This is a genomic window from Spirillospora sp. NPDC048819, assembly GCF_040650055.1.
Taxonomy (GTDB): domain Bacteria; phylum Actinomycetota; class Actinomycetes; order Streptosporangiales; family Streptosporangiaceae; genus Spirillospora.
The window spans coordinates 38795-59780 of sequence record NZ_JBEZGN010000032.1 but is presented as its reverse complement, the minus strand read 5'-3'; the positions used below and the strand labels follow the sequence as shown (position 1 = coordinate 59780).

Sequence of the window (20986 nt, the reverse complement as noted above, 5' to 3'; positions counted from 1 at the left end):
CACGAATCGGGTGCCGACACTCCAGTCAGCCCGGGCAGGCGGCACCGGTCCATGGGCAGATGTCCGGGTCATAGTCCGGGAGCCCGTCCAGGAAACTGGCGTTGTCGGCAAAATCCCTTTTAATCCAGCGGGCCGCCACCAACGTCGACACCCATCCCGCGCCCGCCTGTCTCAGCGACATCGCCGCCGACTGTGCGTGTCCTCCTCTGGCCCAGGTGTCGTCCAAGAGCAGGACGTGCGCTTCTGGAGGCAGCGCCGCACGCGTGGTGAAATGGCTCGCATCTATCGCACGCGCATCCGATGGCTTCGCTGCGGCGGTGAGTTCTACCTCGACCCCAGGAGCCGACCCGTTGACGATGCGGTGAAACGGATGCTCGCCGGGTCTCGCCGGCAGTGATGGTATGGACGCCCAGTGAGTCACCGGGGTGTCGACGATCGTCCCCGGGCACCCACCGTGCTTTGACAAGGTGAGGACCGTGAGCATGCCGACCAGGCGATAGTGCGCGTCGACACGAGGTCTGGCTTTGTAGCCGCGCATGATGTAGCCCGACTGCTGTAACGCGACCGCATACGTGACGGGGGCGACCAGGTCAGCGGTCCCGTTGTGCAAACGATGCTGCTTGCAGGGAAAGCAGAGTGAGTACCGCTCCTCGATCGGAGTCGTGCATACCGTGCACGTCACGTGGTCCCGTCGTACCGGATTGCGGAGAAATCCTCCGGCTGAGGCGACCAGAGCCGCGCTTAAACGCTTCTCCAGTTCGAACTCCAGCACGCTCACGTCGAGACCAGCCCACGAAGATCGGCGTCTATGAGGGACTCTTCGCTCACCAGGTCGTCGACGACCGTGAGGACCTGGTGGAGGCTGCCTGCCACGTGGACGCCGGGCCTGTCGACGAGGGCCCGGGCCCAGACGTTCTTCCTGACGACCAGATCGGTCAGAATGACCGGGCGGCCGTGCTCGACGGCCATGCGCGCCTGAGCGCGGGCGCCGCTGTGTTCTCCTGCCTCCACGACGACCGTCGCCATTCCATAGCCTGACATGGTGGCATTTCGCATCAGGAAGTTGTGTTTTTGTGGAGGTGCGTCGGGCCAGAACTGCGAAAGCAGCAGGCCGCGCGAGGAGATCTCCTGGTGCAGATCGCGGTTGGCGGCCGGATAAACCTTGTTGATGCCCGTTCCAATAATGGCCACCGTGCGTCCGCTCGCGTTCAGGGCCCCTCGATGGGCGGCGGTATCGATGCCCACCGCAAGCCCTGCTACGACCGTTATGTTCCGGGTGACCAACTCAGCGGCCACACTGGTGGCGATGTCCAGCCCGCGATCTGATGCGGCGCGGGATCCGACAACTGATACGGCCTTGTCGCCGGGCAAGAGTGAACCGTGTGCGAAGAGGACCGGCGGAGCCTGGTGAACCCCTCGCAGCCGCTCTGGGTAGCGGCCGTCGAGAATGGTGAGCACCGTGTGCCCCTGGTCCGTCCAGCTCTCGATGTCATGGGAGGCCGCCTCCAGGGGGTCGATCTCTCCGGGAGCGTCCACCAGGGTGGGCGGCACGAGCCGGTGCCATACGTCGAGGGCACTGCCCGCCTCGACCACCTCGGCCGTGATCTCGCCCCAGCGCATGCCCCGAGGACGGACCTGGAGCAGCGCCACCAGGGCGGCTCTCTCCTCGGGGCTGACCGTGTCCATGCTGTCAGAGTACGAGGGTGATCTTGACATCTCCACACTCCGGCCCTGACTCGAATCTTCGTTCGACTGTCTCATGTCGAGCCGACAATGTGTTGAATGGGGTTGCCGCCCGGGTGGGCCAGGCGGCCGGGGACGGTTACTTGGTGAGGGTCAGGCCTCGGGTGGGTTCGACGGTCAGGCGGTCGGCGGGCTCGTCGAGGTCGACGACCACCTCGTCGCCGTCGCGGACGTCGCCGGCGAGGAGTTCGCGGGCGAGCTGGTCGCCGATCGCCGTCTGGACGAGGCGGCGCAGCGGACGTGCCCCGTACAGCGGGTCGTAGCCGGTCATCGCCAGCCACTCGCGGGCCGCGTCGGTCACCTTCAGCGTGAGCTGCCGCTCCGCGAGGCGCTCGGCCAGCTTGTCGACCTGGAGGTCCACGATCCGGGTCAGCTCGGCGGTGGACAGCGCGTCGAACAGGATCACGTCGTCGAGGCGGTTGAGGAACTCCGGCTTGAACGAGTTCCGGACGGCGTTCCAGACCGCCTCGCGCTTCGCGCCGTTCTCCAGCGTCGGGTCGACGAGGAACTGCGAACCGATGTTGGACGTGAGGATCAGGATCGCGTTGCGGAAGTCGACCGTGCGGCCCTGCCCGTCGGTGAGCCGGCCGTCGTCGAGGACCTGGAGGAGGATGTCGAACACCTCCGGGTGCGCCTTCTCCACCTCGTCCAGCAGCACCGCCGAGTACGGGCGGCGCCGGACGGCCTCGGTGAGCTGCCCGCCCTCCTCGTAGCCGACGTATCCGGGCGGGGCGCCGACGAGCCGGGCCACGCTGTGCTTCTCGGAGTACTCGCTCATGTCGATGCGGGTCATCGCCCGCTCGTCGTCGAACAGGAACTCCGCGAGCGCCTTCGCCAGTTCCGTCTTGCCGACGCCGGTCGGGCCGAGGAACAGGAACGAGCCGGTCGGGCGGTCCGGGTCGGAGATGCCCGCGCGGGCGCGGCGAACCGCGTCCGACACGGTGCGGACGGCGGCCCCCTGGCCGATCAGGCGCTTGCCGAGCTCGTCCTCCATGCGGAGCAGCTTCGCCGTCTCCCCTTCGAGGAGGCGCCCGGCGGGGATGCCCGTCCAGGACGCGACCACGTCGGCGACGTCGTCCGGGCCGACCTCCTCCTTGACCATCGCGTCGCGGTTCTCGGCGGCCTCGGAGGCCTCCTCCAGCTGCTTCTCCAGCTCGGGGATCTCGCCGTAGGTGAGCCGCGCGGACGTCTCCAGGTCGCCGTCGCGCTGGGCGCGCTCCGCCTCGCCGTGCAGCTGGTCGATCCGCTCCTTGATCTCGCCGACGCGGTTCAGGCCGGCCTTCTCCTTGTCCCAGCGGGCGACGAGGCCGGTCAGATGCTCCTGCTTGTCGGCCAGGTCGGCGCGGAGCCGGTCGAGGCGCTGCCGGGACGCCTCGTCGGTCTCCTTGGACAGGTTCATCTCCTCCATCTTCAGGCGGTCCACGTTGCGCTGCAGCTCGTCGATCTCGACGGGCCGGGAGTCGATCTCCATGCGCAGCCGGGACGCGGCCTCGTCGACGAGGTCGATCGCCTTGTCCGGCAGGTACCGGGACGTGATGTAGCGGTCCGACAGCGCCGCCGCCGACACCAGCGCCGAGTCGTTGATCTGCACCTTGTGGTGCGCCTCGTAGCGGCCCTTCAGCCCGCGCAGGATCGCGATCGTGTCCTCCACGGTCGGCTCGCCGACGAAGACCTGCTGGAACCGGCGCTCCAGCGCCGCGTCCTTCTCGATCCGCTCGCGGTACTCGTCCAGCGTCGTCGCGCCGATCATGCGCAGCTCGCCGCGGGCCAGCATCGGCTTCAGCATGTTGCCGGCGTCCATCGCGCCCTCGGCGGCGCCCGCCCCGACGACGGTGTGCAGCTCGTCGATGAACGTGACGATCTGCCCGTCGCTCTCCTTGATCTCGTTCAGGACGGCCTTCAGCCGCTCCTCGAACTCGCCGCGGTACTTCGCGCCCGCGACCATGGCGCTCAGGTCGAGCGAGACGAGCTTCTTGCCGCGCAGCGACTCGGGGACGTCCCCCGCGACGATGCGCTGCGCCAGGCCCTCCACGACGGCGGTCTTGCCGACGCCGGGCTCGCCGATGAGCACCGGGTTGTTCTTCGTCCGCCGCGACAGCACCTGCACGACCCGGCGGATCTCCGAGTCGCGCCCGATCACCGGGTCGAGCCGGCCGTCGCGGGCCGCCGCCGTCAGGTCGACGCCGTACCTCTCCAGCGACTGGTAGGTGCCCTCCGGGTTCTCGGTGGTGACGCGGGCGTGGCCGCGCACCTTCTCGAAGGCGTCCAGCAGCGCCTGCGGCGTCGCGCCGAACTCCTTCAGCAGGCCCGCCGCCGGGCCCCCGTCCGCCGCGAGCCCGACCAGCAGATGCTCGGTCGAGACGTAGTCGTCCTCCAGCTGCTGGGCCCGGTTCGCCGCCGTGTTGATCGACCGCTGGAGCTGCCCCGACAGGCGCGGCGTCGCCACCGTGGAGCCCTGCGCCTTCGGCTTCGCCGCGAGCTGCTCCTCGGCGCGCCGCCTGATCGCCTGCCAGTCCGCGCCGACGGCCTCCAGCAGCGGCACCGCCGTGCCGTCCGCCAGGGCGATCAGCGCGACCAGCAGATGCTGGGGCTCCACCTCGGGGTGTCCCTCGGCCGCGGCCCGCCGGACCGCGACCGAAACCGCCTCCTGGCTCTTCTGCGTCAGCTTGTAGTCCATGTCCCCAGTCCCGCGTCTCATTCTGGGGGGACGACCCCCCAGGCCCCCCGGTAAAAGCTTTCGATTCCTATTCCCGGTTGCGTTCGTGCCAGACCACGACACTCGTAGCCCTGATGGGCACCAGGTCGGAACCGGGAGTGCCGCCCTGTTCGCCGTGCCGCCGCTGCTGCGCCAGCCGCGCCGCGACGGAACGGGTCGATTCGAGTTCGTTGGCGAGCTCCTCCAGCGCCGCGTGCGCCTTGCCGAGCTCCTCGCGGAGCCGCACGTTGTCGCGCTGCAGCTCCAGGATGTGCTTGATGCCGGACAGGTTGATGCCCTCCTCCTGCGAGAGCCGCTGGATCTCGCGGAGCATCACGATGTCGCGCATCGAGTAGCGGCGGCCCCGTCCCGCCGTCCGGCCCGGGCACACCAGCCCCATCCGGTCATAGGTCCGCAGCGTCTGCGGATGCAGCCCGGACAGCTGCGCCGCCACCGAGATCACATAGACCGGTGTCTCATCGCCGAACGGATCCATCGCCCTACTCCTGTCGTGCCTGCTGGAGGAGGTCGGCGCGCAGGTCGTCGCCGGTGCCCGCGGCGCGGAGCCGGGCGAGGGCCTCGCGTGCCTGGTCGTCGAGGTTCTGCGGGACCTGGACGTCGACGGTGACCAGCAGGTCGCCCTTGGTGCCGTCGCGCCGGGGGGCGCCGCGGCCCTTGACGCGGAACGTGCGGCCGTTCGGCGTGCTCTCCGGCAGGCGCAGCGTGACGGGCTGCCCCTGGAACGTCGGCACCCTGATCTCCGCGCCCAGCGCGGCCTCGGGGAACGTGACCGGGACGGTCAGCGTGAGGTTCTCGCCGGTGCGGCCGAACACCCGGTGCGGCTGCACCTTGATGTTGACGTACAGGTCGCCGTGCGGACCGCCGTTCTCGCCCGGCGCGCCCTTGCCCTTGAGCCGGATCTTCTGGCCGTCGGCGACGCCCGCCGGGATGCGGGCCTGGATGGTGCGGGTGCCGGTGGCGCGGCCGCTGCCGTGGCAGATCGGGCACGGGTCGTCGACGACGAGGCCGCGGCCGTGGCACTCCTTGCACGGCTCCTGGAAGCCGAAGTTGCCCAGGTTGCGGGTCTCGTGCCCGGTGCCCTCGCAGTTCGGGCACACCCGCGGCACGGTGCCGGCCTTGGCGCCGGTCCCGCGGCAGCCGTTGCAGGGGGCCTCGCTGGTCAGCTTGATCGGGACGGTCACGCCGTTCATGGCACGTCCGAACGACAGCGTCACCTCGGTCTCGACGTCCGCGCCGCGCCTCGCGCGCCGCGTGGTGCCCGTCGTGCGGGTTCCGCCGCCGCCGCGGCCGAACAGGCCGCCGAACAGGTCGCCGATGCGCTCCCCGGCGCCGCCCGTCTGCGTTCCGCCGCCGCTGCCGGGCTGCCCGAACAGGTCGCCGAAGTCGAAGGGGAAGCCGCCGCCGCCCTGCTGGCCGCGGAAACCGCCCGGCATCGACCGCACCTGGTCGTACTCCTTGCGGCGCTTGTCGTCCGACAGGACGTCGTAGGCCTCGGAGACCTCCTTGAAGCGGTCCTCGGCGTCGGTGTCGCCCTTGTTGGCGTCCGGGTGGTACTTGCGGGCCAGCTTCCGGTAGGACTTCTTGATCTCCTCCTGCGAGGCCGTCTTCGCGACACCGAGGACCTTGTAGTAGTCCTTCTCCAGGTAGTCCTTGGTGCTCACGGCGCCCCGCCTTCTGCTATCGCCACTTGCCACATGCCTTCACGTGCCCCGGCGGTCCCGTCCCGGCCGTCGCGGCCGGGACGGGGCACCGGGTCCTTCCGGGGGACGAACCCCCAAGACCCCTCGGCGCCGGGCCGGGGGATCACTCGCCGCCGTCACCCGCTTCGTCGCCGGGCTCTGCGGCGGCCTCGGGCTCGGGATCGGCCACCGCGACGCGTGCTGCCCGCAGTATCCGCTCGCCCATGCGGTAGCCGGGCTGGAGGACGTCCACGACACTCGTCTCGGTCACATCCGGCGAGAGCGAGTGCATGAGCGCCTCGTGCACGGTCGGGTCGAAGGGCTCGCCCTTCTCGCCGTACCGCACCAGGCCGAGCTTGCCGGTGACCGCCTCCAGGCTCTCGGCGACGGACTTGAAGCCGCCGGTGAGCTCGTCGTGGTCACGGGCGCGCCCGATGTCGTCCAGGACCGGGAGCAGTTCGGACAGGACCTGCCCGACGGCCTGCTCGCGGACCGCGACCCGGTCGCGCTCGACGCGCCTGCGGTAGTTGTCGTATTCGGCCTTCAGCCGCTGGAGGTCTGCGAGACGCTCCGCCAACTGATTCTTCAGCGAGGCGACCTCCTCGTCCGTAACCTCGGCGCCCCCGTTCGCCGGGGCCTCCGGGGCGGGCGGCTCCGCCGCCTGCACCCGGACTTCCCCCGTTTCGGGATCGATGCGCCGCTTGTCGCGGATCACCGGGCCCTCCTTCTCCTCGCCCTCTCCAGAGGAGGACGTCACGATGCTTCACCCTTCGGCTTGTCCTCGTCGACGATCTCGGCGTCGACGACCTCGTCGTCCTGCTGGTCACCGCCCTGGGCGTCGGCCGTCGGGCCGGCGTCCTCGCCGCCCGGCTGCTGAGCGCCCTCGGGGTTCTGCGCGTACATGGCGGCGCCCATCTTCTGGCTGACCTGCGCCAGCTTCTCGGCGCTGCCCTTGATCGCGTCGACGTCGGTGCCCTCAAGCGCCTTCTTGACCTCGGCGACCGCGTCGTTGACCTCGGTCTTCATCTCCTCCGGGACCTTCTCGTCGTTCTCCCGCAGGAACTTCTCGGTCGAGTACGCGAGGGTGTCGGCCTGGTTGCGGACCTCGGCCTCCTCGCGGCGCTTGCGGTCCTCCTCGGCGTAGTCCTCGGCGTCGCGCATCATCTTCTCGATGTCATCCTTCGGCAGCGCGCTGCCTCCGGTGATGACCATCGACTGCTCGCGGCCGGTGCCCTGGTCCTTCGCGCTGACGTTCACGATGCCGTTGGCGTCGATGTCGAAGGTGACCTCGATCTGCGGGACGCCGCGCGGCGCCGGCGGCAGACCGGTGAGCTGGAAGGTGCCGAGCTTCTTGTTGTACGCGGCGATCTCGCGCTCGCCCTGGTAGACCTGGATCTCCACGGACGGCTGGTTGTCGTCGGCGGTGGTGAACGTCTCCGACCGCTTGGTCGGGATCGTGGTGTTCCGCTCGATGATCTTGGTGAAGATGCCGCCCTTGGTCTCGATGCCGAGGCTCAGCGGGGTCACGTCCAGCAGCAGGACGTCCTTGACCTCGCCCTTGAGCACGCCGGCCTGCAGGCTGGCGCCGATCGCGACGACCTCGTCGGGGTTGACGCCCTTGTTCGGCTCCTTGCCGCCGGTCAGCTCCTTGACCAGGTCCGACACCGCGGGCATCCGGGTCGAGCCGCCGACCATGACGACCTGGTCGATGCCGTCGACGGTGATGCCGGCGTCCTTGAGCACCGACTGGAACGGCGCCTTGGTCCGGTCGAGCAGGTCGGAGGTCATCCGCTGGAACTCGGCCCGGGTGAGCTTCTCGTCCAGGTGCAGCGGACCCTCGGCCGACGCGGTGATGTAGGGCAGGTTGATCTGCGTCTCGGACGAACCGGACAGCTCGATCTTCGCCTTCTCCGCGGCCTCGCGCAGCCGCTGGAGTGCCATCTTGTCCTTGCCCAGGTCGACGCCGTTGGCGTTCTTGAACTTCTCGACCAGCCAGTCGACGACCTTCTGGTCCCAGTCGTCGCCGCCCAGGTGATTGTCGCCGCTGGTGGCCTTGACCTCGACGACCCCGTCGCCGACCTCCAGCAGGGACACGTCGAACGTGCCGCCGCCCAGGTCGAAGACCAGGATGGTGGCCTCGTTCTCCTTCTCCAGGTGGTACGCCAGCGCGGCCGAGGTCGGCTCGTTGATGATGCGCAGGACGTTCAGGCCCGCGATCTGCCCGGCCTCCTTGGTGGCCTGGCGCTGGTGGTCGGAGAAGTAGGCGGGAACCGTGACGACCGCGTCGGTGACGGTCTCGCCCAGGTAGGACTCGGCGTCGCGCTTGAGCTTCTGCAGCACGAACGCGCTCATCTGCTGCGGGTTGAAGTCCTTGCCGTCGATGGTGGTCTTCCAGTCGGTGCCCATCTCGCGCTTGACCGAACGGATCGTCCGGTCCACGTTGGTCACCGCCTGGCGCTTGGCGACCTCTCCGACCAGAACCTCGCCGTTCTTGGCGAACGCGACGACGGACGGTGTGGTCCGCGACCCCTCCGCGTTCGCGATGACGGTGGGCTCGCCGCCCTCCAGAATCGCGACGACCGAGTTGGTCGTCCCGAGGTCGATGCCGACCGCACGTGCCATGTTCTCGTCCTCCGTCGTTCTCCGGTGTATCGGTCCCGGTGCTTGTTCGCAGTTCCGGTGCTGACGCGTCCCGGTCGCCCCCGGGGCGCGGCCGGTTCGGTTGCTGTTCGCAAGGTTGCCCGGACGGTCCCATGTTGTCAAATGACTTGAGTCGACCGGACTCAACTTTGCTGACGTTCTCTTCAACAGGACGATTGAGCCCCGTATTCCGGTTCCCGGGATCGGGGTCCCGCGACGAGAGATCGGTCGCACGGAGGAGGGCCGCGCGGCTCTCGTCCACCACGAGGAGGAAGTCGCATGATGCCGTGAAAGCAGACGCGGCGTGCGGGTGATACGGGAGTGACCGCCATCCGCGCCACGGAAAGGCAGAACATGACAGGGGAGCCACTCACCGCAGATCCGCCCCGGGACGGGGGCCCGGGGCGGGCGGACGATTCCGCCGTCCTGCGGACGTCCCTGCGCGACCCCGAACGGTTCGGCGCCATCTTCGACGCGTACTTCGCCGAGATCCACGGCTACGCCGCCCGGCGGCTCGGCCCGGACGCCGCGTCCGACGTCGCGTCCCAGACGTTCCTGGAGGCGTTCCGCGGCCGGGCCCGCTACGACGAGTCCCGGGCGGCCGTGCGGACCTGGCTGTACGGCATCGCGACGAACGTCATCGGCAGGCACCGCCGCAGCGAGGTGCGTGGGCTGAGGGCCCGCGCGCGGCTCGGCGCCGCCCAGGACGCGGACGGGCCCGCGGACCGGGTCGACGCGCGGGTCAGCGCCCAGGGCCTGCGGGGCCGGCTGGCCGGTGCGATCGCCGGTCTGCCGGCCGGAGACCGGGACGTCCTGCTGCTGGTCGCGCTCGCCGACCTGAGCCACCAGGAGGTGGCCGCCGCGCTGGACATCCCGTACGGGACGGTCGGATCGCGGCTGAACCGGGCGCGGAGAAAGCTGCGCGAGGCGCTGGGCGGGACGAACCCGATGCATGATCTGGAGGACGACCATGGATGAGCTGCGGATGATCAAGGAGGCCTACGGAGAGCCCGTCCCGCCGGCGCCGCGGGAGACGGCCGAGGTCCGCGCCCGGATGTTCGGGGCGCCCCGGTCCGCCCGGTCCGGATGGCGGCTCAGGGCGGGGCTCGGCGTGGTCGCCGTCGGCGCCGCCACCGCGGTCGCGATCGCCGCCGTCGGGTCGGGGGGCCCGTCCACCGGAGGCGGTGTCGCCGGGGGCGGTCCGCAGGGCGAGGTGAACCTCGGCAAGGAGGCCGTCCTGGTCGCGGCGGAGAACGCGGCGAAGCAGGAGATCGGCAAGTACTGGTTCTCCGACGATGTCGGCGGCCAGTCGTACGTCGTGCAGGCCGACACGGGCTCGTACGTGATGGTCGGTGCGCACACGGAGTCCTTCCGGTGGACGGGTGCCGAGCCCGGCTCCGCGGCGGGCGGCGCCTGGCGCATGCTCCCGGCCCGTCCGCAGACACCGGACGACTTGGCGGCGTGGAAGAAGGCCGGATCCCCGACGAAGATCAAGGCGTGGTCGGGCGACAAGTGGCTCACCCTGAACACGGCGGAGAAGACGGCGTGGGACGTCGAGCCCTCCGACCCGTCGGGCGGCGGCGAGTGGTACGGCCGGATGACCACCGAGGAACTGCAGAATCTGCCGGCCGACCCGGAGAAGCTCACCGAGAAGTTCCTCACCGACGAGGCCATGCGATGGCGCGCCGTGGGACTGCCGTCGCCCGAGAAGCTGAAGGAGCTGGAGGAGAAGCGAGGGCCGTTGCCCAAGCGCGAGTTCGACTCCTTCTCGAAGCTCGGCGTGGTCGGAGGGCTCATCGCGAACTCGCCGGTTCCGCCGAAGGTGCGGGCCGGGCTGATGCGTGCGGCGACGGCGGTGCCCGGCGTGGAGGCGATCGGTGAGGTCGTCGACCCGCTCGGCCGCAGGGGCGTCGCGCTGGCGTCCGCGAGCCGGACCATCGAGATCACCGGCGAGACGGGTACGCCGCCGGAGCGGCAGGGCACGTACAAGGCCCGCAAGGAGCTCGTCTTCGACAAGGAGACCGGCGAGGTGCTGGCCTCGCAGTACGTGCTGACCAAGGCGGGCGGCCCCTACAAGGACCGCCGGCCCGGGTTCGTCATCGACTACACGGCCATCCGCGACATGGGCTGGACCGACACCAAGCCCGCGCCGCCCGCGAAGCTCCCGTTCTGACCGGGGCTCCCATCCCGTCAGGCCCCTCGCCCGGTGGCGGGGGGCCTGCGCAGGGCCGTCAGGACGTGAGGTCGGACGGGCCGGTGCCCGTCTCGGTCAGCGGCAGGCCGAGCGCCGCCCGTTCGGCCAGCCAGGCGCTCGGACGGTAGCGCGGGTCGCCGGTGGCGGTGTGCAGGCCCCGCAGGATCTCCAGGACGCGGCCCGCCCCGGCGTTCTCGCCCCACTCCAGCGGACCGCGCGGGTAGCCGAGCCCGAGCCGGACGGCGGTGTCGATGTCCTCGGGACGGGCGAGCCTCTGCTCCGCGATGCCGCAGCCCACGTTCACGATCGATGCGACAAGCCGCTGAGCGACGGGCACGGGGGCGTCCCGGACGACGGTGACGGGACGTCCCGTAGCGCCGAGGGCCGCGAGACCGGCCCGACCGGTCTCCTTGTCGACACCCGGGTGCACGGACACGGTCAGACGGGTGAAGAACCCACCGAACGGGTCAACGCCCAAGGTGCGCTCCTGGGGAAGGCCCTCGGCGCGTGCGGTCTCGACGGTGCTGCGCCCGAACGGTGCGACGAGCACGACGGCTCGGCCGGACGGCTCGTCCCCTGCCTCGACCTCGACACCGGACGTTGAAAGCAGCGCCCCCAGCTCTTCGCGGACGTCGCCGTGCACCCAGACAGGGCGAGCCTCCACGGCCGGTGCCTTGACCTCGGGCGGCTCCTGCTTGGCCCCGTCCACGTACTTGTAGAAACCCTCGCCCGTCTTGCGTCCGAACAGGCCCGCCTCCATCCGGGCCCGCCCGAGCCTGGACGGACGGAACCGCGGCTCGGTGTAGAAACCCGTCCAGATGGACTCCATCACCGGGTGCGACACGTCCATCCCCGTGAGGTCGAGCAGCTCGCAGGGCCCCATCTTCAGGCCGAGGACGTCCCGCGCGATGCGGTCGATGTCCACGGGCTCGGCGGCACCTTCGGAGAGGATCTGCAGAGCCTCCGTCACCAGGCCGCGCCCCGCGTGGTTGACGAGGAAGCCAGGCGCGTCTGGCGCGAGCACCGGTTCATGCCCGAGGCGCTGGACGAGTTCTGCCAGCGCGCCCGGGATCCACTCGGCCGTCCGCGCGCCCGGAATCACCTCGACCAGCCGCATCAGCGGCACCGGATTGAAGAAATGAAGGCCCGCGATCCGGGACGGGTCGTTGAGCGCGGCCCCGATCGCCGTCACCGGCAGCGAACTGGTGTTGGTGGCCAGGATCGTGTGCTCGGGGCACACCTTCTCCAGTGCCGAGAACAGTTCCCGCTTGGTGTCCAGGTCTTCGCGCACCGCCTCGATGACGAGATCGCACTGCTGGAACGGCGTGAGCGGCTCACCGACCGGCCGCAGCCTCGCCTTGGCGGCCTCCGCCTCGTCCCCGGCCATCCGCCCCTTGCCGGCGAGCTTGTCGAACATGCCGGAGATGTATTCGATCGCGTCGGCCACGGCCTCCGCCCGCACGTCGGCCAGCTCCACCGTCAGCCCGCCCGCCGCCGCGAACTGCGCGATGCCGCGCCCCATCGCCCCGGCGCCGATCACCCGGATCGTCCGCACGTCCCGCGCCCACCGCTGCCCCACACTGCCGCTCTGCACTGCCGCCTCCCGAGTCCGTCGGCAGGATAGTGGGGGCGTGCCCGGCGCCTATCGCGCCGGGGCGCACTCACCGTCAGTCGTCGTCGCCCCCGTCGTTCTCGTTCTCCTGGTCGTTCCCGCCGCCGCCGTCCTCGTCACCGCCGTCCTCGTCACCACCACCGCCGCCACAGCCGGCCGTCACCGCGGCGGTGGCGCCCAGAACCCCCGCCACCGCCATGGCGGTCGGAACCGACGCAGGGGTCAGGGCCAGCATCGCGGCGAGCAACGTCTTGAGCATTTTCATCGGCAGCCTCGTCATCGCGTCCTCCCGGATCCTGATGAGCGTCCCAGGGCGGGACGCTCCACGCCAGGGCTACCCCGGGCGCGGTCCGCCTCACGTCCGGGCGGCGGCCTCCACTGGACGGAAGCCCGGCGGCGCCCGGCCCGGACCCGGGCCGTAACCTTCGAGGTGCGCCGTCGGCACCCCGAGTTGAGGAGCGAACATGCGTGAAGCGGTCATCTGCGAGCCGCTGCGTACCCCGATCGGCCGGTTCGGCGGGGTGCTGAAGACCGTCCCGCCCGTCGAGCTCGCCGCCACCGTCATCCGCGCGCTCGCCGAACGCACCGGCCTGCCCGGCGACGCGGTCGACGAGGTCGTCCTCGGTCACTGCTACCCCACCGCCGACGCCCCCGCCATCGGACGCGTCGCCGCGCTCGACGCCGGGCTCCCCATCGAGGTCGGCGGCACTCAGATCGACCGGCGCTGCGGATCGGGCCTCCAGGCCGTCCTGGACGCCGCGATGCAGGTCCAGCTCGGCGTCAGCGACCTGATCATCGCGGGCGGGGCCGAGAGCATGAGCAACGCGCCGTTCTACACGACGCAGGCGCGCTGGGGCGTCCGCGGCCCGTCCCTCGAACTGCACGACGCGCTCGCCCAGGGCCGCGTCACCGCGGGCGGCGTCAACCACCCGGTCCCCGGCGGGATGCTGGAGACCGCGGAGAACCTGCGGCGCGAGTACGGCATCGGACGCGAGGAGCAGGACGAGCTGTCGGTGCGTTCGCACCAGCGCGCCGTCGCGGCCCAGGAGTCCGGGGTGTTCGCCGAGGAGATCGTGCCGGTGACCGTCCGGTCGCGTAAGGGCGACACGGTCGTCGACACCGACGAGCACCCGCGTCCCGGCACGACGGTCGAGGGCCTGGCGAAGCTGCGTCCCGTCCTCGGCAGGTCCGACGACCAGGCCACCGTCACCGCGGGCAACGCCAGCGGCCAGAACGACGCGGCCGCCGCCTGCGTCGTCACCACCCCCGAACGCGCCGCCGAGCTGGGGTTGCGCCCGCTCGTCCGGCTGGTGTCGTGGGCCCGCGCCGGCGTGCCGCCCCGCACGATGGGCATCGGCCCCGTCCCCGCCACCGCGAAGGCGCTGGAAAGGGCCGGGCTCGCCCTCGCCGACATCGACCTCATCGAGCTGAACGAGGCGTTCGCCGCACAGGTCCTCGCCGTGACCCGCGAGTGGGGCCTCAAGGACGCCGACTGGGACCGCGTCAACGTCAACGGCTCCGGCATCTCCCTCGGCCACCCCGTCGGCGCCACCGGCGCCCGCATCCTCGCGACCCTGTCCCGCGAGATGCACCGCCGCGAGGCCCGCTACGGCCTGGAGACGATGTGCATCGGCGGCGGCCAGGGCCTCGCCGCGATCTTCGAAAGGGTCTAGGTCAGGGCGGGCGCCAGGCCGGGCGCGGCGACCAGGACGAGGCCGAGGCCGATCATCGCGGCGCCCAGCGGCCGGCTCACCAGTTCCCCGTACCGCCAGACCTTCTCCACGAGGACCACGGCGGCGATGATCCCCATCCAGACGAGGCTCATCATCCCCGCGGCGAGCAGCACGGCCATCAGCGCCCAGCAGCATCCCAGGCAGAAGGCCCCGTGGTGGACGCCGACGAGCAACGCGCCCGAGGGGCTCGCCGTGATCCGCTCTCCATGGCGGACGACGACGGCGAGCGGTGAACGGCACTGGCGCAGGCATGCCCGCTTCAGCGGAGTGAGCTGGTAGGCGCCCGCGAACACCAGCACCACGGCGCCCGCGCGCACGGCCGCCGGCGAGTCGCCTGCCGCCACCGTCGACTGGAAGACCGTGAACAGGCCGTACGCCGCCACCCCCGCCGCCGCCCACACGACCAGGTAACCGGCCGCCAGCAGGTACGCCGTCGTGCGCGCCCGGCCCCGCCGGCGCAGCAGCCGGTCGATCCGGACGATCACCGGTGTCGCCGCGGGGAGCATCATCGCCGCCATCATCACGAACCAGGTGCCGAGGAACAGGCCCGCGCTCATGGAGTGGTCCATCCGCATCCCCGGCATCCCGTCACCGGCGTGGCCGGGGCGGGCGCCGCCGGTCAGGATCCCGGCGCGCATGTCCGGCGTGGCCAGGTGGTGGACCGCCAGCCACGCGATCGCGGAGATGACGACGAGGACCCCGACGAACACGACCTCGTGGGGCGCGGGCCGGGCGGCGGGTCTCCGCTGACGCGTCCGCGCCGGCGCCCTCACCCGGGTCCGCTCCAGTCGAACGGGATGTGCTTGCTGGAGCGACCCTCCCAATCCCAGGCGAACCCGTAGGCGTCGACCTGGTCGGCGAGCGCCCGGCCCCAGGTGGCGACCTGCCCCGGACCGGTTTCGGAACCGGGCGGATTGATCGTCTGGACCCGCGCCCCCTCGGGGGCCGTGGGACCGGTGAGGGCCTCGGCCCTCGCCACGACCCGGCCGGGAACCTCCGCGTTCCATGTGGCGAGGTCCTCGTCCACCGAGATCGTGATGGGCGAGTATTCGAGTCCCCTCATCTCGGGACCGAACATCTCCACGAACTGGGCGGGCCAGCCCCCGGCCTCTCCGCCGAAGATCTTCCCGAGCGCTTCGCGCTGGGAGTCGTCGGCGCGCTCGTCCATGAAGACGGCCGCGTAGGCGTCGGAGTGCTCGCCCCACGCGTTCCCGACGAACGAGCCCAGCATCACGACGTTGAGGCCGTCGAGCGTGACGTCCCCGTACCGCCCTTCGCGGATGTGCCATGCCAGCACGCCGTCACAGTCCCCGGACGTAGGAGGCTGCGCGTAGGTGCACGGGCACGGGATGGTGCATTTGCAGACGTCGAACCAGTCGCCGACGACATGCCATTGCGGTGTGGCGGCGGTGTCGGCCATGTCTTCCTCCCCCCGATCCCGCGCCTCTCTGCAATCGTCACAAAACGTGAGATCAGGGGCTAGGTGACCCGGGGTAAAACCTCCCGTGCCCCGCGCCCGGCGCGCCGGGCCCGCTCGAAGGCCCGCCTCGGGTCATCCGTCCGGGGCGGCCCAGGACGGGTCGCGGCCGGTGAGGGCGATCAGCCGGTCCACGGCAGGGGCGTTGTCGGGGACGTCGACGGCGGGGCCGAACAGGCCCTCGACGCCCTGGCCGCCGCTCTCCTCCACGGCCGGCGCGACGAAGGCGAGGCAGGACTCGATCTCGTCCTTGCCGGCGTCGTAGGGCTGGCCGCTGGCGCGGGCGATGTCCCAGCCGTGCACGACCAGCTCGTTCATCGCGACATGGCCGGCCTGCTCGCCGGGCAGGTCGATGCCGCCGGCCTTCGTCATCCCCCGCCAGGCGTCGGGGGAGCGCCAGGCGGCGGCGAGCGCGTCGAGCTGTTCGGGGATGCGGGTGCGCCAGTCCGGGGGCAGGCCGGCCGCGTCGGCGGACGGGGGCGGCGAGGCGCCGTCCGGGAAGTTCTTCGCGGCCGCCCACGTGAAGGCCTGGGTCAGCCCGTTGACGTGGTCGATGAGCGCGCCGAGCGAGGTGCCCTCGCACGGCGTCGGCGCGGTGAGCTGGTAGTCGCGTACGCCCGCGAGCAGGTCGGCCATGCGCTGCGCGGCGGGCGCGAGGTCGGGCATCGAGGTCATTCGGATCCTCCGTAGAACGGTCCGGCGGCGTACCACTGGACGGGATTCCGGCTGGACGGTCACCGCCCGTTGATATGGACTCGGGGACCGCCCGATACTCATCGACGCGGGGAATCCATAAGGTGTGGGGATGCGTGACGCCAGGACGGTGCGTGAATGGCCTCGGATGGCCGTAACGTGGGTGACCTGCGAATGTGACGCATAAGCTACTACCGAGTAGTATTCGGGCCCCGGATGAAGAGCAGTCTGTCGCGAGCCCTACGCTGACTGCCATCGCCCGTACCCCAGGAGGACGGAACAGTGTTCTGGATCACGTTGGTCATTGGGCTCGCCGGAACGGCGGTCGCTCTGGCGCTCGCCGGTCGGCGGGTGCTGTTCCTTTACCAGATCGCCAAGAGCGGCCAGCCCGACCCTGAACGGACGCTGCAACTCAAGCGGGAGCCCAAGAAGGCCATCGAGGGCCAGGCCGTCGAGGTCCTCGGCCAGCGCAAGCTGCTGAAGTGGACCGTCGCCGGGGCCGCCCACTTCGCCGTCATGTGGGCCTTCTTCCTGCTCGCCACCGTCTACGGGGAAGCGGCCGTCCAGCTGCTGTTCGGGCTCGACGCGCACATCCCCGGCCTGCAGACGTGGGGCCCGATCGGCTTCGTCCAGGACACCATCGCCCTCGCCTGCCTCGCCGGCCTGGTCACCTTCACCGCGATCCGGTTCAAGGACTCGCCGAAGCGCATCGGCCGCCAGTCCCGGTTCAAGGGCTCGCACCTGTCCGGCGCCTGGATCACGCTCTTCATGATCTTCAACGTGATCTGGACGATGTTCTTCTTCCGGGGCGTCGAGGTCGCCCGCGGCAACTTCGGCTACAACAAGGCCGCCTACTTCTCCCACGTGGCCGGCAACCTGTTCGAGGGCATGAGCGACGACACCCTCGAAATCCTCGAATCGGCCGGGCTCCTCCTGCACATCGGCGTCGCGCTCGTCTTCCTGGTCTTCGTCGTCCACTCCAAGCACCTGCACATCTTCCTGGCGCCGCTGAACGTCATGTTCAAGCGCAGCCCCGACGGCCTCGGCGCCGCCCAGCCGATGATGTCGGGCGGCAAGCCGCTCGACTTCGAAGAGGCCGACCCCGACGAGGACGTCTTCGGCCGCGGCAAGATCGAGGACTTCACCTGGAAGGGCTTCCTCGACATGGCGACCTGCACCGAGTGCGGTCGCTGCCAGTCGCAGTGCCCCGCCTGGAACACCGGCAAGCCGCTGTCGCCGAAGATGCTCATCCTGGAACTGCGCGACCACGCGCTCGCCAAGGCGCCGTACCTGACCGCCTCGGAGGAGGCGCGCGGCAACTTCACCGACGAGCAGAAGCTCGCCATGCAGGTGGACAAGGAACTCGTCGCCGACGACGGCGTCATCCACCCCGACGTCCTGTGGTCCTGCACCAACTGCGGCGCGTGCGTCGAGCAGTGCCCGGTCGACATCGAGCACATCGACCACATCCTGGACATGCGCCGCTTCCAGGTCATGATCGAGTCGAGTTTCCCGTCCGAGGCCGGCGTCATGCTGAAGAACCTCGAGAACAAGGGCAACCCGTGGGGCATGTCCGAGATGAAGCGCCTCGAATGGATCGAGGAGCTGGACTTCGAGGTCGAGGTCGCCGACGAGAAGCTCCCCGAGGACACCGAGTACCTGTTCTGGGTCGGCTGCGCCGGCGCCCTGGAGGACCGCGCCAAGAAGACCACCAAGGCCGTCGCCGAACTGCTGCACATCGCGGGCGTCAAGTTCGCCGTCCTCGGCCCCATGGAGGCGTGCACCGGTGACCCGGCCCGCCGCCTCGGCATGGAGTTCGTCTTCCAGATGCTCGCCCAGCAGAACGTCGAGACGCTGAACGAGGCGGGCGCCAAGAAGATCGTCGCGACCTGCCCGCACTGCTTCAACACCCTGGCCAACGAGTACCCGCAGATCGGCGGGAACTACGAGGTCGTCCACCACACCCAGCTGCTCGCGCACCTGGTCGAGGAAGGCAAGCTCACCCCGGTCACCCCGATCGAGGAGAACATCACCTACCACGACCCCTGCTTCCTCGGCCGCCACAACAAGGTCTACAAGCAGCCGCGCGACATCATGGCGACCGTCCCCGGCGTCAAGACCCAGGAGATGCACCGCCACAAGGACCGCGGCTTCTGCTGCGGCGCCGGCGGCGCGCGGATGTGGATGGAAGAGCGCATCGGCAAGCGCATCAACACCGAGCGCGTGGACGAGGCCCTGGAGACCAACCCCGACACCGTCTCCACCGCCTGCCCGTTCTGCCTCGTCATGCTGGGCGACGCCATCAACGAGAAGAAGAACACCGGCGACGCCAAGGAGTCCCTGGAGGTCGTCGACGTCTCCCAGCTCCTGATCCGCTCCATCAAGGGCGAGGGCACCGCCCCGGAGAAGGAGCCCGTGGCCGCCGAGTAGCGGACATCGGACGACGGAGGGACCCTCGGCCACCGCCTCGGCCGGGGGTCCTTCCCGTCTCCGATCTCGGATGCCGGGGACGGGCGGTGCGGGCGGCAACGCTGCACCGTCCGCCGCTCGCGGCATCCGTCGTGGACGAGGCCGAATTCGAGTGGGCCGCCCGTCCGCTCGTGCGCCCCCACGGCGAGCGGACGGCACCATGCCCGCCGCCGGGGCCCGTACGGCGTTTCAGGGCACCGGGAGCGGTTGCGGCGGGTCCACCTTGGTAAGACCCAGGGATGGCCGTCCTCGTGTCCCTGATCGCGTTCCTGATGACGCTCGCCGGGGGCTTGGCGGCGATGCGGGTCCGCGACAACCGGCACCTCGTCCTCGGGCTGGCCGGCGGGCTGATGCTCGGAGTCGTCGCGTTCGACCTGATCCCCGAGTCGCTGGAGATGACGCGGCACCGCCCGCTCGGCGTCCCCGCGCCCATGATCGGCTTCGCGGCCGGGTTCCTGCTGCTGCACGTCGTGGAGCAGGCCGTGGCGATCCACCGGGCCCACGAGCACGAGTACGCCCCGCACGTGCACGCCCACGGCCACGCGCACGCCCCCGCCGGCCCGGCCGGGCTGCTCGCCGCGTCCGCGCTCGTCGCGCACAGCCTCGTCGACGGCCTCAGCATCGGGCTCGCCTTCCAGTCCGGGACCGAAGTGGGGATCTTCGTGGCCCTCGCCGTCGTCGCGCACGACTTCGCGGACGGGTTCAACACCGTCACCGCCGCGTCCCTGAACCGCGGCGACCGGCGTCCCGCCGTCCTGCTGCTGCTCGCCGACGCCACCGCCCCCATCGCCGGGGCGGCGCTGGGAACGCTGGCGCAGGTACCGGACGCCGTCCTCGGGCCGTACCTCGGGCTGTTCGCCGGCGTCCTGCTCTACCTGTCCGCCGCCGAGATCCTGCCCGAGGCCCACAGCGTCCACCCGCGCGTGATGACGCTGGGCGCCACCGGGCTCGGACTGACGGCCGTCCTGTTCATCGTCGGCCTCGCACACTGACGCGGGCGGCCCGCCCGGACGCCGCCGCACGGGCGGAAAAGGCAGAGGACCGTCCGGAAACCCGGACGGCCCTCTGGCGCCTTGGGACGGAACGTCCCCGGAAGCGGGCGGTCAGCCCGTCATCGACTGCGCGAACGAGGCGTTGTTCTTCAGCCACTCGTCCACGGCCTGGTCAGGCTTGCCCTTGTACTTGTTCTCCATCAGGTCCTCAAGAGTCCCGAGCTGCTCGTCGGTCATCTTGAACTTCTTGAGCCAGCCGGCGACGTCCGCCTGCTCCTCGCTGAAGCCCTTGCTGGCGACCGTGTAGATGCCGTCGGGCTTGCCCATCGCGCCCTTCGGGTCCTCCAGGTCACGGATGGGGAACTTCGAGTAAGCCCAGTGCGGCCGCCACAGCGTGACGACGATGTCCTCCTTGGCGTCGATCGCCTTCTTCAGCTCGGTCAGCATCGCCGCCGTCGAGGACGTCGCGACCGTGTACTCGTCCTTCAGGCCGTACGCGGGGAGCATCTCCTCCTGCGACACCCGGTACAGGCCGGAGCTCTTCTCGATGCCGACGATCTTGCCGCCGTACTGGTCGCCCTTGCCCTTGAGGTCCTCAAGCGACTTCAGCGGCGAGTACTCCGGAACCGCGATGGTCAGCGGCGCCGAGTCGTACCACGCGCCGACCTTCTCCAGCTTGTCGCCGTACTGCTTCCAGTAGTCCTCGTGGGTGCCCGGCAGCCAGGCGTCGAGGAACAGGTCGACGTCGCCCTTGGCCATGCCGGCGTAGAGGGGCCCGGTGTCGAGGGTCTTGACTTCGACCTTGTAGCCCTTGTCGGTCAGCAGCCTCTTCCAGAGCTGCGTCGCGGCCTCACCCTCGGCCCAGCCGGCGACCATGCCGATGGTGATGTTCTTGTCGGCTTCTCCCCCGCCGCCGGAGCCCGAGTCGGAGTCGCCGCACGCGGCGGTGCTCAACCCCAGCGTCAGTGTCATCGCCGCAATGGCCAGACCCTTGAACTTGAAGCGCATTCCCGTCCTTTCGTTGACCTGCGTATAGAG

At 70.4% G+C, this 20986-nt stretch carries 18 protein-coding genes; 5 read left to right on the top strand and 13 right to left on the bottom strand.

Translation table 11 applies throughout. The features are described from left to right. Positions 1-25: 25 nt before the first annotated feature. From AB0C35_RS33280 to dnaK, 7 genes are all read right to left on the bottom strand, one after another. A complete protein-coding gene (locus AB0C35_RS33280) occupies positions 26-778 on the bottom strand; it encodes a hypothetical protein (RefSeq protein ID WP_358464822.1) in 753 nt (250 codons plus the stop codon). Beyond that, the gene (locus AB0C35_RS33275) at positions 775-1686 is read right to left on the bottom strand and encodes a DNA-processing protein DprA (protein ID WP_358464819.1); all 912 of its coding nucleotides are present in this window, start codon (positions 1684-1686) and stop codon (positions 775-777) included. The genes AB0C35_RS33280 and AB0C35_RS33275 overlap by 4 nt, the downstream gene beginning before the upstream one ends. A gap of 136 nt (positions 1687-1822) precedes the next feature. Further along, on the bottom strand, positions 1823-4420 hold the full coding sequence (clpB, locus tag AB0C35_RS33270; protein ID WP_358464816.1) for an ATP-dependent chaperone ClpB: 2598 nt from the start codon (positions 4418-4420) through the stop codon (positions 1823-1825). A gap of 67 nt (positions 4421-4487) precedes the next feature. Beyond that, complete coding sequence (locus AB0C35_RS33265) at positions 4488-4934, bottom strand: helix-turn-helix transcriptional regulator (protein WP_358464813.1); 447 nt, start codon at positions 4932-4934, stop codon at positions 4488-4490. 4 nt (positions 4935-4938) lie between these two features. After that, positions 4939-6120 (bottom strand): molecular chaperone DnaJ, encoded by a 1182-nt coding sequence (gene dnaJ, locus AB0C35_RS33260; protein WP_358464810.1) that lies wholly within the window; start codon positions 6118-6120, stop codon positions 4939-4941. 142 nt (positions 6121-6262) lie between these two features. Continuing rightward, entirely contained in the window at positions 6263-6898 is a 636-nt protein-coding gene (grpE, locus tag AB0C35_RS33255) for a nucleotide exchange factor GrpE (RefSeq protein ID WP_358464985.1), read from the bottom strand. Continuing rightward, positions 6892-8760, bottom strand: coding sequence for a molecular chaperone DnaK (gene dnaK / locus AB0C35_RS33250; protein ID WP_358464807.1), 1869 nt, complete (start codon positions 8758-8760; stop codon positions 6892-6894). Before dnaK ends, grpE begins: the two co-directional genes overlap by 7 nt. 372 nt (positions 8761-9132) lie before the next feature. Between dnaK and AB0C35_RS33245 the strand changes: the two genes are divergently transcribed. Beyond that, on the top strand, positions 9133-9756 hold the full coding sequence (locus AB0C35_RS33245; RefSeq protein WP_358464804.1) for an RNA polymerase sigma factor: 624 nt from the start codon (positions 9133-9135) through the stop codon (positions 9754-9756). Beyond that, a complete protein-coding gene (locus AB0C35_RS33240; RefSeq protein WP_358464801.1) occupies positions 9749-10951 on the top strand; it encodes a CU044_5270 family protein in 1203 nt (400 codons plus the stop codon). The genes AB0C35_RS33245 and AB0C35_RS33240 overlap by 8 nt, the downstream gene beginning before the upstream one ends. 58 nt (positions 10952-11009) lie before the next feature. On the opposite strand, the gene AB0C35_RS33235 is transcribed toward AB0C35_RS33240, so the two are convergent. Next, positions 11010-12566 (bottom strand): 3-hydroxyacyl-CoA dehydrogenase, encoded by a 1557-nt coding sequence (locus tag AB0C35_RS33235; protein ID WP_358464798.1) that lies wholly within the window; start codon positions 12564-12566, stop codon positions 11010-11012. 73 nt (positions 12567-12639) lie between these two features. After that, a complete protein-coding gene (locus AB0C35_RS33230) occupies positions 12640-12864 on the bottom strand; it encodes a hypothetical protein (RefSeq protein ID WP_358464795.1) in 225 nt (74 codons plus the stop codon). A gap of 184 nt (positions 12865-13048) precedes the next feature. On the opposite strand from AB0C35_RS33230, the gene AB0C35_RS33225 reads away from it, so the two are divergent. Beyond that, on the top strand, positions 13049-14257 hold the full coding sequence (locus AB0C35_RS33225; RefSeq protein ID WP_358464792.1) for an acetyl-CoA C-acetyltransferase: 1209 nt from the start codon (positions 13049-13051) through the stop codon (positions 14255-14257). Here AB0C35_RS33225 and AB0C35_RS33220 read toward each other — a convergent pair. The 3 genes from AB0C35_RS33220 to AB0C35_RS33210 form a co-directional block, all read right to left on the bottom strand. Beyond that, positions 14254-15090 (bottom strand): DUF2182 domain-containing protein, encoded by an 837-nt coding sequence (locus AB0C35_RS33220; RefSeq protein WP_358464789.1) that lies wholly within the window; start codon positions 15088-15090, stop codon positions 14254-14256. The genes AB0C35_RS33225 and AB0C35_RS33220 overlap by 4 nt on opposite strands. Continuing rightward, the gene (locus AB0C35_RS33215; protein WP_358464787.1) at positions 15087-15737 is read right to left on the bottom strand and encodes a DUF1326 domain-containing protein; all 651 of its coding nucleotides are present in this window, start codon (positions 15735-15737) and stop codon (positions 15087-15089) included. The genes AB0C35_RS33220 and AB0C35_RS33215 overlap by 4 nt, the downstream gene beginning before the upstream one ends. A gap of 132 nt (positions 15738-15869) precedes the next feature. After that, positions 15870-16469 carry a TIGR03086 family metal-binding protein gene (locus AB0C35_RS33210; RefSeq protein WP_358464784.1) on the bottom strand — a complete coding sequence of 200 codons (600 nt, stop codon included), beginning with the start codon at positions 16467-16469 and terminating at the stop codon, positions 15870-15872. 300 nt (positions 16470-16769) lie between these two features. Here AB0C35_RS33210 and AB0C35_RS33205 point away from each other — a divergent pair, with 300 nt between their 5' ends. Both AB0C35_RS33205 and AB0C35_RS33200 read left to right on the top strand, forming a co-directional pair. After that, entirely contained in the window at positions 16770-18917 is a 2148-nt protein-coding gene (locus AB0C35_RS33205; RefSeq protein ID WP_358464781.1) for a (Fe-S)-binding protein, read from the top strand. Positions 18918-19195: 278 nt separating this feature from the next. Beyond that, a complete protein-coding gene (locus tag AB0C35_RS33200; protein WP_358464778.1) occupies positions 19196-19948 on the top strand; it encodes a ZIP family metal transporter in 753 nt (250 codons plus the stop codon). A gap of 111 nt (positions 19949-20059) precedes the next feature. Here the strand turns inward: AB0C35_RS33200 and AB0C35_RS33195 are convergent, their stop codons facing one another. Then, positions 20060-20920 carry a glycine betaine ABC transporter substrate-binding protein gene (locus tag AB0C35_RS33195; RefSeq protein ID WP_358464775.1) on the bottom strand — a complete coding sequence of 287 codons (861 nt, stop codon included), beginning with the start codon at positions 20918-20920 and terminating at the stop codon, positions 20060-20062. Positions 20921-20986: the final 66 nt, after the last annotated feature.

Coding starts and splice junctions, on each gene's coding strand:
- AB0C35_RS33230 (WP_358464795.1), bottom strand. CDS start 12,864: ATGACGAGGCTGCCGATGAAAATGCTCAAGACGTTGCTCGCCGCGATG.
- AB0C35_RS33265 (WP_358464813.1), bottom strand. CDS start 4,934: ATGGATCCGTTCGGCGATGAGACACCGGTCTATGTGATCTCGGTGGCG.
- AB0C35_RS33200 (WP_358464778.1), top strand. CDS start 19,196: ATGGCCGTCCTCGTGTCCCTGATCGCGTTCCTGATGACGCTCGCCGGG.
- AB0C35_RS33225 (WP_358464792.1), top strand. CDS start 13,049: ATGCGTGAAGCGGTCATCTGCGAGCCGCTGCGTACCCCGATCGGCCGG.
- AB0C35_RS33215 (WP_358464787.1), bottom strand. CDS start 15,737: ATGGCCGACACCGCCGCCACACCGCAATGGCATGTCGTCGGCGACTGG.
- AB0C35_RS33275 (WP_358464819.1), bottom strand. CDS start 1,686: ATGGACACGGTCAGCCCCGAGGAGAGAGCCGCCCTGGTGGCGCTGCTC.
- AB0C35_RS33240 (WP_358464801.1), top strand. CDS start 9,749: ATGGATGAGCTGCGGATGATCAAGGAGGCCTACGGAGAGCCCGTCCCG.
- AB0C35_RS33210 (WP_358464784.1), bottom strand. CDS start 16,469: ATGACCTCGATGCCCGACCTCGCGCCCGCCGCGCAGCGCATGGCCGAC.
- dnaK (WP_358464807.1), bottom strand. CDS start 8,760: ATGGCACGTGCGGTCGGCATCGACCTCGGGACGACCAACTCGGTCGTC.
- clpB (WP_358464816.1), bottom strand. CDS start 4,420: ATGGACTACAAGCTGACGCAGAAGAGCCAGGAGGCGGTTTCGGTCGCG.
- AB0C35_RS33195 (WP_358464775.1), bottom strand. CDS start 20,920: ATGACACTGACGCTGGGGTTGAGCACCGCCGCGTGCGGCGACTCCGAC.
- AB0C35_RS33245 (WP_358464804.1), top strand. CDS start 9,133: ATGACAGGGGAGCCACTCACCGCAGATCCGCCCCGGGACGGGGGCCCG.